Here is a 12,420-nt window from a genome sequence, read left to right as displayed (position 1 = left end):
TGTAAATGGATAGTATATCACAATATTCTTTCCTCTAGTATTGCCGAAAATTAAGTAAGCTATAAAGAGTAGAAGATATATTTTTACCTAACAAAAAAGCGGGAATATTCCCGCTTCTTTGACTATCGACGTAAGCCAAGCTTTGTGATTAATTCACGGTAACGTGTGATATCGCTATTACGAAGGTAAGTAAGTAAGTTACGACGTTTACCAACCATCTTTAATAGACCACGACGTGAATGATGATCCTTCTTGTGAGTACGTAAGTGCTCGTTTAGAGTGTTAATTTGCTCCGTTAGGACAGCAATTTGAACCTCTGGAGAACCAGTATCAGTCTCATGAGTTCTAAATTGTGCAATGATTTCATTTTTACGCTCTTGTGTTAAAGCCATCCTATTTCACCTCCTAATAATTAAACCCCCAGTTACCTAGCAAGCATCGGTGAGTCGCAATGCCAAGTAATGGTTGTCATAAAGTACATAACATAGAATACTACTTTTCATTTGAAAAAGCAAGTATATTCTTTACGCTCGCAAAATATTCTTGGGCAACCTTTTTATCTTGAGCGATTTGAGCAACTAACTCATCAATTCCATTAAACTTTTTTTCTTCTCTTATACGCATGTGCCATTCCACTGTAACACTTTGATCGTATATGTCTTTATTAAATTCAAATAGATGCACTTCAATAGATAATTGACGCTCATTCTCTTTGAAAGTTGGTTTATATCCGATATTACATACACCATCATGCCATTCATCATGAACCTTCAATCTTACCGCATATACACCTACAGGTGGCAACAAATATTCATCACTTAAACCTACATTTGCAGTTGGGAAACCAATTTGACGTCCACGCTTATCACCGTGTACAACTGTTCCTTCTACCGTGTAAGCTCTCCCTAAAATAGATGGAATTTGTTCCATTTCACCGTTTCGAATTAACTTTCGTAATGAAGTAGAACTTACTTTTTCTTCTTGATATTCAACTTTTTCGATCACGGTCTGTGTRAACTCCCCTCTTGCATGAAATGGTAAAGTCTCCATCTTCCCTTTTCCTAAACGTCCATATGAATAATCAAAGCCTGCTACTACATGCTTTACATTTAAACCAATAATATACTCATCGACAAACTGCTGTGGTAATAATCCAGCAAATGGCTCATCGAATTTCACCACATATAAGATATCAATTCCTAAACTTGCGATGATTTCTTCTTTAAGGCGCATCGGTGTAATATACTCCACATGCGCTTCTTTTTTTCCTAATACAACAGATGGGTGTGGATGGAACGTCATGACAGCACTTTTACATCCTCTTTCATCCGCTATTTTTTTCGCTGTTCGAATCACACGTTGATGTCCTAAATGAATGCCATCAAAATATCCTAATGCCATTACAGTAGGTGGTAATTCTATTTTATTTTGTTCATGTGGATGAGTTAAATGAATAAGTTTCACGCTTGAATTCACCTTTTTCTGTAATAATCCTTCCAATAATTCATTATAGCTTTAGTTCTTGATTATTCACAAGTACTTTCATTGGCTTTAGCATTCCAGGGTGTTTTGGGTGATGCTCATAAATTGCTAAGCAACGATCATTTTTATCAAATACTGTAATAAATGGTGCTGTTGTTTCTAATTCATTCTTTAAGAACATACCGTTCTTTATTTTTTCAGCTTGCTTTTCATCTACAACCATTTTTGGAAACTTACTTAGCGCCTCATCAATTGCGATGAAAATAGACTCTACTGTTCCATTTTGCACGTTTTCTTCAATTTCTTCAAATGATATGCAATCTTCTAGTAAAAATTCACCAGATGCTGTTCTTACAAGGTGAGACATATGTGATGGAAATCCAAGTTTTTCACCTATCATTACTGCTAGTGTTCTTACATATGTTCCTTTACTACACGTTACACGGAAACGAAATGAAATATTTTCCCCTTCAAAAACTTCACGTTCATCAAGTAATCCAAATTCATGAATTGTAATTGTACGAACTGGACGTTCAACTTCTTGTCCTGCCCTTGCATATTCGTATAGTTTTTTCCCGTTAACTTTTACAGCTGAGAACATCGGCGGCATTTGTTCAATTGTCCCTGTTAATTCCGCTAGTACCTCTTCTACTTCTTTACGTGTAATGACACGATTTACATCTTGTTTCTCCACAACTTCACCAGAAGCATCTTCTGTTGTTGTTGAAAATCCTAATGTCACTTCACCTTCGTATGTTTTTGTTTCACTTGTTAAAAATTGCGCAATTTTTGTTGCACGCCCAACGCAAATAGGTAATACTCCTGTTACATCTGGATCCAGTGTCCCTGTATGACCAATTCGTTTCTCACGCAATATCTTTCTTAATTTGAACACACAATCATGTGATGTCATTCCCTTTGGCTTATGTAATAATACTACACCTTCCATATACTCACCTCATCATTATTCTTTTGTAGTAATTGCAATTATGCAAAACTTATTTTACATTGAAAAAATGGATAGACAAATGTCTATCCATTATTCTTCACGTTTACCGTCTTTATTAATTTCATGTAAAAGTGTATCAATTCGATGACCATATCCGATAGACTCATCAAACTCAAAGGTAATTTCTGGTGTTTTACGAAGACGAATACGTTGGCCAATTTCTGAACGAATAAAGCCTTTTGCCTTCGCTAAACCTTTTAATGTATTTTCTTTCTGTTCTTCGTCACCTAAAACAGAAATGTATACTTTAGCAATTTGTAAATCTCCACTCACTTGTACATCTGTTACTGTAACAAATCCAATACGTGGGTCTTTAATTTTACGACTGATAATGTCGCCTAATTCTTTTTTCATTTGCTCGCCCACACGGTTCGCACGTAATTTCATAACTCTTCACCTCATTCAATACCATTCCAAATGTGTTATCGTACGTTCAATTTCAGGAAATGAATCGATATACTCAAGTACACGATTCATTTCTTTTTCACAGACAACACGATTTGAGGATACGGAAACAATTGCAATTTCTGTACGTTGCCATACATCTTGATGCCCAACTTCAGAAACAGCTACATTATAGCGCTGTTTCACACGAGTTAACACACGTTGCAAAATTGCTCGTTTCTCTTTTAAAGAATGCACATCGTAAATCATACACTCGAATGAGAGTGAAGCGATAATCATCGCTTCACTTCTTCCATAACGTATGCTTCAATGATGTCCCCTTCTTTAAGATCATTATATCTCTCAATTGTAATACCACACTCATAGTTTTGTGCAACTTCTTTTACGTCGTCTTTGAAACGTTTTAACGTATCAAGTTTTCCTTCGAACACTACTACGCCATCACGGATAATACGAACGCCACTATCACGTGTAATTTTACCGTCTATTACGTAACAACCTGCGATTGTTCCAACTTTTGTTACTTTGAATGTTTGACGAACTTCCGCTTGACCGATTACTTTTTCTTCGAATTCTGGATCCAGCATACCTTGCATTGCTGATTCAATTTCTTCGATTACTTTATAGATAATACGGTGTAAACGAACATCAACTTTCTCTAATTCAGCTGTACGCTTCGCATTCACATCAGGGCGTACGTTAAATCCAATTACAATTGCATTAGATGCAGAAGCTAAAATAATATCAGATTCTGTAATCGCACCTACGCCTGTATGGATAATTTTCACTTTTACGCCTTCAACATCAATTTTACGAAGTGATGCTGCCATTGCTTCTACAGAACCTTGTACGTCTGCTTTCACAATTAAGTTAATTTCTTTTACATCGCCCTCTTGGATTTGTTGGAATAAATCTTCCAGGCTGAATTTAGATTTCTCACCACGTTGTGCAACTAACGCTTCTTGTGCACGTGATTCACCGATTTGACGAGCTTTCTTCTCATCAGCGAATGCCATGAAACGATCTCCCGCTTGTGGCACTTCATTTAAACCTGTAATTTCAACAGGAGTTGACGGACCAGCAACTTTTACACGACGACCAATATCACTTACCATTGCACGAACACGACCGAATGATGTTCCAACAACAATTGGATCTCCAACTCGAAGTGTACCGTTTTGAACAAGTAATGTCGCGATAGTTCCTTTACCTTTATCAAGCTGTGCTTCAATTACAGTACCAGCTGCATAACGATTTGGATTTGCTTTATATTCTTCTACTTCACTCACAAGAAGGATCATTTCTAGTAAGTTGTCAATTCCCTCGCCTTGAATTGCAGAAATTGGTACGAAAATCGTGTCTCCGCCCCAAGCTTCTGGAACTAATTCATATTCTGTTAATTCTTGCATTACACGATCAGGATTTGCCGCTGGTTTATCCATTTTATTCACAGCAACAATAATTGGTACTCCAGCTGCTTTCGCATGGCTAATCGCTTCAACTGTTTGTGGCATAACACCGTCATCAGCTGCAACAACAAGAATTGTAATATCTGTTACTTGTGCACCACGAGCACGCATTGTTGTAAATGCCGCGTGACCTGGTGTATCTAAGAACGTAATCTTCTATTGTATCTTTATCTAAGTCTTGGTTAATTGTCGCCATAATTCCTAGCATGAAGAGCTTTTTAATAATTTCAGATGGCTCTTTGCTTAACTTTTTAGCAAGGTCACCTACTGTAAGGCTTCCAGAGAAAGTGATTTTATCTGGTGTTTCTACTATTGGTGTTTGTTGTCTTCCAGCAAAGTTATCTTGACGTTTATCTTCATTTGCTTTGCCTTTTTTCTTATTCTTATTGCTGTTCTTTTTACTGCGAACAACTTTCTCTTCTACTTCAAACTCATCTGCAACAGAAGGTTTTTCCGCTCCAGCGCTATATTGATTATCTAATTTGTTTACTACTTCATCTTCTAACATTGTCATATGATTCGAAACCTCGATATTCATCTCTTTTAGTTTTGTCATAAGATCTTTACTTGAGATATTATTTTTTTTTGCATATTCATGTACTCGAATTTTACTCATACCTTCACCCCCGGTAATTTGTATCGAGCATGCTACGTAGCTTTTTCGCAAAGCCTTCATCTAAAATAGCTACAACGACTCGCTCGTCTCTCCCAATCGCATGCCCTAATTGTTGTCGATTTTCGACTTTTCTCATTGGTATGTTATAGTACGTGGTTTTATCAATGATACGTTTTGTAGTGTTCGCTGACGCATCTTCAGAAAGCAATACTAGCTTTGCTTTGCCACTTCGTACTTCTTTTAAAACRAGTTCTTCACCCGAAATRATTTTTCGAGCGCGGTTTGCTAGTCCTAAAAATGATTTCCAATCAGACACTTATTTCGACTCCTTCTCAACAAGCTCAAGAAGCTCTTCGTACAGAGAACTGTCGATTTTCGCTTTTAGATGATGTTCCAAAATGTTTTTCTTTTGGGCTTGAATAATGCTTTCTTTATCTTTTGATAAATATGCACCTCGTCCTGATTTTTTTCCTGATAAATCAATAGACACTTCGCCCTCTTTGGAACGAACAATGCGAACTAGCTCTCGTTTTGATTTCATCTCTTGCGTCGCAATACATTTTCGTAACGGAACTTTTCGATTGCTCATACTCATCACCTCTATTCGATTTCGTCTTCAGCTGAATCGAATCCGAATGCGATTACGCTATCTTCTTCTGTCACAATACCAAGTTGTTTCGCATCAGACTCACTTTTAATATCAATTTTCCAGCCTGTTAATTTAGCTGCAAGACGCGCATTTTGTCCACGCTTACCAATCGCTAATGAAAGCTGGTGGTCTGGAACAACAACAGTTGTTGCTTTCTCTGCTTCATCTACAAGTACTTTAACAACCTGTGATGGACTTAAAGCATTTGCAACATATTCAACTGGGTCATTCGACCAGCGAACGATGTCAATCTTTTCACCTTTTAGTTCATCTACAACACGTTGTACACGTTGTCCTTTCGGTCCTACACAAGAACCTACTGGATCAACATCGATATTCTCTGCATATACAGAAATTTTAGAACGGTCGCCTGCTTCACGTGCTACAGAGCGAATTTCTACAGTTCCATCATAAATTTCTGGAACTTCCATTTCGAATAAACGTTTTAAAAGACCAGGATGTGTACGTGATACGTAAATTTGTGGTCCTTTTGTTGTCTTTTCTACTTTTGTAATAAATACGCGAATACGATCATGTGGTTTATATTGCTCATTTGGCATTTGCTCACTTACAGGTAATAAAGCTTCTACTTTACCTAAGCTTACATAGATGAAACGAGCATCTTGGCGCTGTACAATACCAACCATAATGTCTTCTTCACGATCACTAAATTCTGAATAAATTACACCACGTTCCGCCTCACGAACTCGTTGTGTTACAACTTGTTTTGCAGTTTGCGCTGCAATACGACCAAAATCTTTTGGCGTTACTTCAATTTCTAGTACGTCACCATCTTGGTAGTTTGGATTAATTTGTCTTGCCTCTTCTACAGAGATTTCAAGACGTGGATCAAACACATTATCTACAACGTCCTTACGTGCTAAAACTTGAATTGTTCCCACTTCTGGGTTAAAGCTCACACGAACGTTTTGTGCTTGGTTAAAATTGCGTTTATAAGCAGAGATTAATGCTGCTTCAATCGCATCAATAATAATATCTTTGCTAATACCTTTTTCTGATTCTAATACGAGCAAAGCATCTAACAACTCAGTGCTCATGAAGATCCCCCTTCTTACTAAAACGTAACAGCAAGTCGCGCATTTGCAACTTTATCCATTGGAATTTGGATTTCTTTTTTACGTGTTTTAATTGTTAATAGTAGTGTAATTGTATTACCGTCGTAGGAAAGTAGCTTTCCTTCAAACATCTTCTCACCATCAATCGGCTTATATGTTTTAATTGCCACTTGTTTTCCTACCGCTTGCTGGAAGTCTTTCTCTTTCTTTAATGGACGTTCCGCTCCAGGAGATGATACATCCAAAAAGTAAAGATGAGGAATTGGATCCTCTTTATCTAAAGCTTCGCTTAAACGTTCACTTACCGCACCGCATTCTTCAATTTCGACTCCCTTTTCAGAATCGATGAATACGCGTAAGAACCAGTCTTGTCCTTCTTGCACATACTCTACATCTACAAGTTCAAGATTTAACTCTTCAACGATTGGCTGCGCAAATGCTTCTACAATTTCTGTGACTTTCTTATCCATAAACAGCCTCCTTCCTGCCGCCATGTACCATTTACAAGAAAAGATCCCGTTCATAAAGACGGTCTATCTTATTCTTTCTCGTTAGCTAACAAAAGCCCCTGCCGTTAAGCAGGGAATATCTGTCTTAGTATTACCAAATTTAAGAAGTAAAACTTGTAACAAAATATGTATATACGACAGAAATATCTTTACTATCTACATAAGCAAAATGTAGATAGTAACACGAAAGAGTGGGTTTCCCCACTCTCTTTTTCACAAAATATACATGACATGGTTATCTCGGTTTATAGTATACCATAGCAAATGTTGATTTGCAAAGATTTTTCCTACCTATTAGAACAGTGACAATTGGTTTTGATCCGGTAAATCTCCTAGACAACCTTGACCATCTAAATACTCAATAATCGTTTTAGAAACCTTACTGCGCTGCTGTAAGTCTTCTTTTGATAAGAAATCACCATTTTTACGAGCTTCAACAATACTGAAAGCTGCGTTTGTACCAAGACCAGGAACTGCATTAAATGGAGGAATTAAAGTATCCCCATCAATTATAAATTCGGTTGCATGCGAGCGGTATAAATCAACCTTTTGGAATGAATAACCACGCTCACACATTTCAAGTGTCATTTCTAGTACCGTTAATAAACTCTTCTCTTTCGGTGCTGCATCCAATCCTTTTTGTGCAATTTCATCAATTTTTACACGTATGGATGCTGAACCTTTCGCCATCGCCTCTACATCAAAGTCATCTGCACGAACTGTAAAATATGCCGCATAGAATAAAAGTGCGAAATGTACTTTAAAGTATGCAATACGTACAGCCATAAGTACGTAAGCAGCCGCATGGGCTTTAGGGAACATGTACTTAATCTTCTTACATGAATCAATATACCAACCTGGTACATTGTTATTTCTCATTTCCTCTTCCCATTCTTCTGGTACACCTTTACCTTTACGCACCGACTCCATGATTTTGAAGGCTAATGATGGATCCAAGCCTTGATAAATTAAATATACCATGATGTCATCACGACAACCGATAACTTCACTCAGTGTACACGTACCGTTATAAATTAATTCATTCGCATTACCTAACCATACATCTGTACCATGGGACAGTCCAGAAATTTGGACAAGCTCTGAAAACGTCGTTGGTTTCGTTTCTTCTAACATTTGTCTTACGAATTTCGTACCAAACTCTGGTATACCAAGTGTACCTGTTTTACAGTTAATTTGTTCTTCCGTTACCCCTAAAGACTCTGGACCAGAGAAAATTTTCATTACTTCTGGATCATCCGTTGGGATTGTTTTCGGGTCAATACCACTTAAATCTTGAAGCATACGAATAACAGTCGGATCATCGTGTCCTAATATATCAAGTTTCAATAAATTATCATGAATTGAGTGGAAGTCAAAGTGCGTTGTTCTCCACTCAGCACCTATTGAATCAGCCGGAAACTGAATTGGTGAAAAGTCAAAAATATCCATGTAATCTGGTACAACGATAATACCACCTGGATGCTGTCCGGTCGTACGCTTTACACCTGTACATCCCGCAACTAAGCGATCAATCTCTGCATTTCGAATTGTTAAGTTATGATCATTAGCATAGCCTTTCACATACCCATAAGCGGTTTTTTCCGCAACCGTACCAATTGTTCCTGCGCGGTATACATAATCTTCACCGAACAGTAATTTCGTATAGTTATGGGCGCGTGGTTGGTATTCTCCGGAGAAATTCAAATCGATATCCGGTACCTTATCCCCTTTAAATCCAAGGAACGTTTCGAAAGGAATGTCATGCCCATCTTTCACATATGGAACATTACATGTTGGGCATTCTTTATCTGGTAAATCAAAACCAGAACCTACAGAACCGTCATTAAAGAACTCTGATTGTTTACACTTTGGACATACATAGTGCGGTGGTAATGGGTTTACTTCTGTAATTTCCATCATCGTTGCAACAAATGATGAACCTACCGATCCACGCGAACCTACTAGATAACCGTCCACTAACGATTTTTTCACAAGCTTATGTGAAATTAAATAAATAACRGCGAATCCATGTCCAATAATACTTTTCAATTCTTTTTCCAAACGAGCTTCTACAATTTCCGGTAGCTCATCTCCATAGATACTTCTTGCCATTATATAGCTCATATCACGTGTTTCATCATCAGCACCTTCAATTTTCGGTGTGTATAAATCATCTTTTACTGGACGAACATCACCAATTAATGATGCGATCTTGTGTGTATTTGTCACAACAATTTCTTTCGCTTTGTCTTCACCTAAGAATGAAAAACAATCTAGCATTTCATTTGTTGTACGGAAATGTACAGGCGGTAATGAATGGCGATTTAACGGATTAGCTCCTCCCTGCGAACTGACTAAAATTTTCCGATATATCGCGTCCTCTGGATCTAAATAATGCACATTCCCAGTAGCAACAACTGGCTTATCTAACGTCTCACCTAGTTTTACTAAGTTAGAAATTATTGTTTTTAACTGTCCTTCATCTCGAACGAGTTCACGTTCCACTAAATGACGTAACACTTCTGGAGGCATAACCTCAATGTAATCGTAAAACTGTGCAATTTCTTCTACTTCTTCAGGCGCTTTTTGCATCATAGCTTCAAACACTTCACCTTTGTCACAAGCTGTTCCTACTAAAATGCCTTCGCGATATTTTTTTAATAGTGATCGTGGTACACGTGGTACACGATAAAAGTAATTCAAGTGAGAATATGAAACAAGTTTATATAAGTTTTTCAATCCAACATCTGATGTGGCAAGTAACGTCATATGACTTGGACGCCCACGTTTATACGCATCCCCTTGTCCCATACTATCGTTTAGTTGATCGTGATATTCAAATCCCTTTTCAATCACATCTTTTAACATCTTCACAAGTAAATATCCCGTTGCTTCTGTATCATAAATCGCACGGTGATGTTGCGTTAATTCAATATCAAGCTTTTTACACATCGTATTTAATCGATGATTTTTCATTTCTGGGAATAAGAACCGTGCAAGTTCTAACGTATCAATAACTGGATTTTTCGTTTTTTCTATCCCAGCCTTTTTAAAACCTACGTTAATAAAGCCCATATCGAAGCTTGCGTTATGAGCAACAAGTGTATGGTCACCCATCCATTCCTCAAACTTTTTAAACACTTCGTCCACTTCTGGTGCATCAGTTAACATATCATCTGTAATACCTGTTAATTCAATAATCGTCGCCGATAATGGTTGATGAGGATTTGCGAAAGATTCAAAGCGATCAATAATTTCTCCACCTTTTATCTTTACAGCAGCTAACTCAATGACTGTATCATATACAGCAGATAACCCTGTTGTCTCAACGTCAAAGACAACATATGTTTCTTCTGCAAGTAGACGATGTGCTTCGTTATATGCTATCGGCACACCATCATTAACTAAATTTGCTTCTACACCATATAGAACTTTAACTCCAGCCTTTTTACCAGCAGAATATGCTTCTGGGAACGACTGTGCAACAGCATGGTCTGTAACTGCAATAGCCTCATGCCCCCATTTTCCAGCTTGGGCAACGAGCTTAGAAACAGAAGTAACAGCATCCATTTGACTCATTGGAGTATGAAGATGAAGTTCTACTCTTTTTTCCCCTTCTTTTGCTTTATCTTTACGAGAAGGTCCCGTTATTTCATTTATATCATTTGCGATCATAACTAAATCACGCACGAATGTATCATTTTGAACTGAACCACGCGCTTTTACCCAAGTTCCTTTTTTCAAGGATTGTAACATCGGGATATCTTCTTTATCACGTGAGAACATCTTAATCATAATAGAGTCCGTATAGTCAGTTATCTTTAAAGTTAATAACGTACGTCCACTACGAAGTTCTTTCGTCTCTACATGGAAAACATACCCTTGAACGGTTTTTCTTCTTTCTTCATCTTGAATTTCACGCAGCGGCGTAATCTCTTCATCTGGCTTAATAAGATAACCAAGCACAACTGGTCCTTCRTGAACAACATCACTTTCTTCAGCTTGCCTTTTAGCCATCTCTTCCATAGCCTGTATAACTCGTTGACGATCTTCTTCCTGTGTTTGCTCACGAAACTTTTGCATTTCTTCTGCATTTTGCTTTATATGTGTGTCTAACTGAAAACGCGGGAATCCAAAAGCTTCGTATTGATCACCTACTGGTTTCGCAACGTTTTTCTTTAAAGTAGTAGATTCCAGCTCATTATTCACATTTAATAGCAACTTCACGCCATTGACCTGCGGAAGTTGCTTCTTTAAGTACGCGAACATAGGTGAAAATGTAATTCGTTCTGTACAAAGCGGCCAATATGCCTTCACTTCTTCTTCTGTAAATTGTTTATTCTCTGCTTCTAATGCAAATGTTGTTCTTGCAATATGAGAAAATGATTGCTTAAGCTTTGTTTCTAGCAACTCATATAATTCTGTCGGCAAAATACGTGGCACTTGTAAGTCAAAATGCCAACTTTTATTCGCTTTATCAATAACTAGCTTTTCAATACCACCGCCATGTAAATATTGATTTATAAGGTCTTCTGGTATTTGCAACTGTTGGAGCAAAATTTGAAATCGCTCTTGTTGTTCATTTGTTAATGACATAAGCACTCTCCTTCCATTTGCTATTATAAATTGAAACGTACTACAAAGAAAGATTTCTTCCTTCTTCTTTTACAAAATACGTTTACAAAGAAAGAGAAGGTACCTCATTACGAGGTACCTCTTCTTATTTTAAAATATTAGCAATATATGTTTGAAGTTCTTCTACTTTCACTTCTTCAGACTCGCCTGTAGCACGTACTTTCACTTCTACAATACCTTCATCTGCTTTTTTACCAACTGTAACACGAACTGGAAGGCCGAATAAATCTGCATCTGCAAATTTAACACCTGCACGTTCTGCACGATCATCTAGTAATACTTCGTATCCTTGCTCTTGTAATGAGTTATAGATATTTCCACCCATTTCACGTTGTGCATCAGATTTCATATTTACTGGAATTACATGCACATGGAACGGTGCAACAGATTTTGGCCAAACTAAACCATTCTCATCATTAAACTGCTCTGCAATTGCTGCCACTGTACGAGATACACCGATACCGTAACAACCCATAATAAGTGGTTTTGTTTTTCCGTTTTCATCTAGGAACGTTGCGTTCATTGCTTCACTATAACGAGTTCCTAATTTGAATACATGACCAACTTCAA

Annotated in this window: 11 protein-coding genes and 1 pseudogene; all 12 read right to left on the bottom strand. The window is 37.4% G+C overall.

The features are described from left to right. Positions 1 to 122 precede the first annotated feature (122 nt). Positions 123 to 392, bottom strand: coding sequence for a 30S ribosomal protein S15 (rpsO, locus tag AC1DJR_RS02815; RefSeq protein ID WP_001229392.1), 270 nt, complete (start codon positions 390 to 392; stop codon positions 123 to 125). Between the two features lie 100 nt (positions 393 to 492). Further along, a complete protein-coding gene (gene ribF, locus AC1DJR_RS02810) occupies positions 493 to 1,464 on the bottom strand; it encodes a bifunctional riboflavin kinase/FAD synthetase (RefSeq protein WP_002128800.1) in 972 nt (323 codons plus the stop codon). A 43-nt stretch (positions 1,465 to 1,507) separates the two neighbouring features. After that, on the bottom strand, positions 1,508 to 2,431 hold the full coding sequence (gene truB, locus AC1DJR_RS02805; protein WP_429686826.1) for a tRNA pseudouridine(55) synthase TruB: 924 nt from the start codon (positions 2,429 to 2,431) through the stop codon (positions 1,508 to 1,510). Between the two features lie 90 nt (positions 2,432 to 2,521). Then, entirely contained in the window at positions 2,522 to 2,878 is a 357-nt protein-coding gene (gene rbfA, locus AC1DJR_RS02800) for a 30S ribosome-binding factor RbfA (protein ID WP_000776437.1), read from the bottom strand. Positions 2,879 to 2,893: 15 nt separating this feature from the next. Beyond that, entirely contained in the window at positions 2,894 to 3,175 is a 282-nt protein-coding gene (locus AC1DJR_RS02795; RefSeq protein WP_002088157.1) for a DUF503 domain-containing protein, read from the bottom strand. Continuing rightward, positions 3,172 to 4,981: pseudogene (gene infB, locus AC1DJR_RS02790) on the bottom strand (translation initiation factor IF-2). The gene AC1DJR_RS02795 and the pseudogene infB overlap by 4 nt, the downstream one beginning before the upstream one ends. A 4-nt stretch (positions 4,982 to 4,985) precedes the next feature. Then, the gene (locus AC1DJR_RS02785; RefSeq protein WP_002111365.1) at positions 4,986 to 5,297 is read right to left on the bottom strand and encodes a YlxQ family RNA-binding protein; all 312 of its coding nucleotides are present in this window, start codon (positions 5,295 to 5,297) and stop codon (positions 4,986 to 4,988) included. Then, positions 5,298 to 5,570, bottom strand: a complete 273-nt coding sequence (gene rnpM, locus AC1DJR_RS02780) for an RNase P modulator RnpM (protein ID WP_002088161.1) — start codon at positions 5,568 to 5,570, stop codon at positions 5,298 to 5,300. 11 nt (positions 5,571 to 5,581) lie between these two features. Next, a complete protein-coding gene (gene nusA / locus AC1DJR_RS02775) occupies positions 5,582 to 6,688 on the bottom strand; it encodes a transcription termination factor NusA (RefSeq protein WP_002014554.1) in 1,107 nt (368 codons plus the stop codon). A 17-nt stretch (positions 6,689 to 6,705) separates the two neighbouring features. Continuing rightward, positions 6,706 to 7,176: a ribosome maturation factor RimP gene (gene rimP, locus AC1DJR_RS02770; RefSeq protein WP_002088165.1), complete on the bottom strand. Its 471-nt coding sequence runs from the start codon at positions 7,174 to 7,176 to the stop codon at positions 6,706 to 6,708. Between the two features lie 333 nt (positions 7,177 to 7,509). Then, on the bottom strand, positions 7,510 to 11,811 hold the full coding sequence (locus AC1DJR_RS02765; protein ID WP_060749551.1) for a PolC-type DNA polymerase III: 4,302 nt from the start codon (positions 11,809 to 11,811) through the stop codon (positions 7,510 to 7,512). Between the two features lie 124 nt (positions 11,812 to 11,935). Continuing rightward, positions 11,936 to 12,420: His/Gly/Thr/Pro-type tRNA ligase C-terminal domain-containing protein (locus AC1DJR_RS02760; protein ID WP_477001976.1), on the bottom strand; the 485-nt coding region annotated here is incomplete at its 5' end.

Source organism: Bacillus sp. 05T31, from assembly GCF_056396725.1.
The sequence above is the reverse complement of the archived record's forward strand: the minus strand, read 5'-3'. Positions and strand labels throughout refer to the sequence as shown.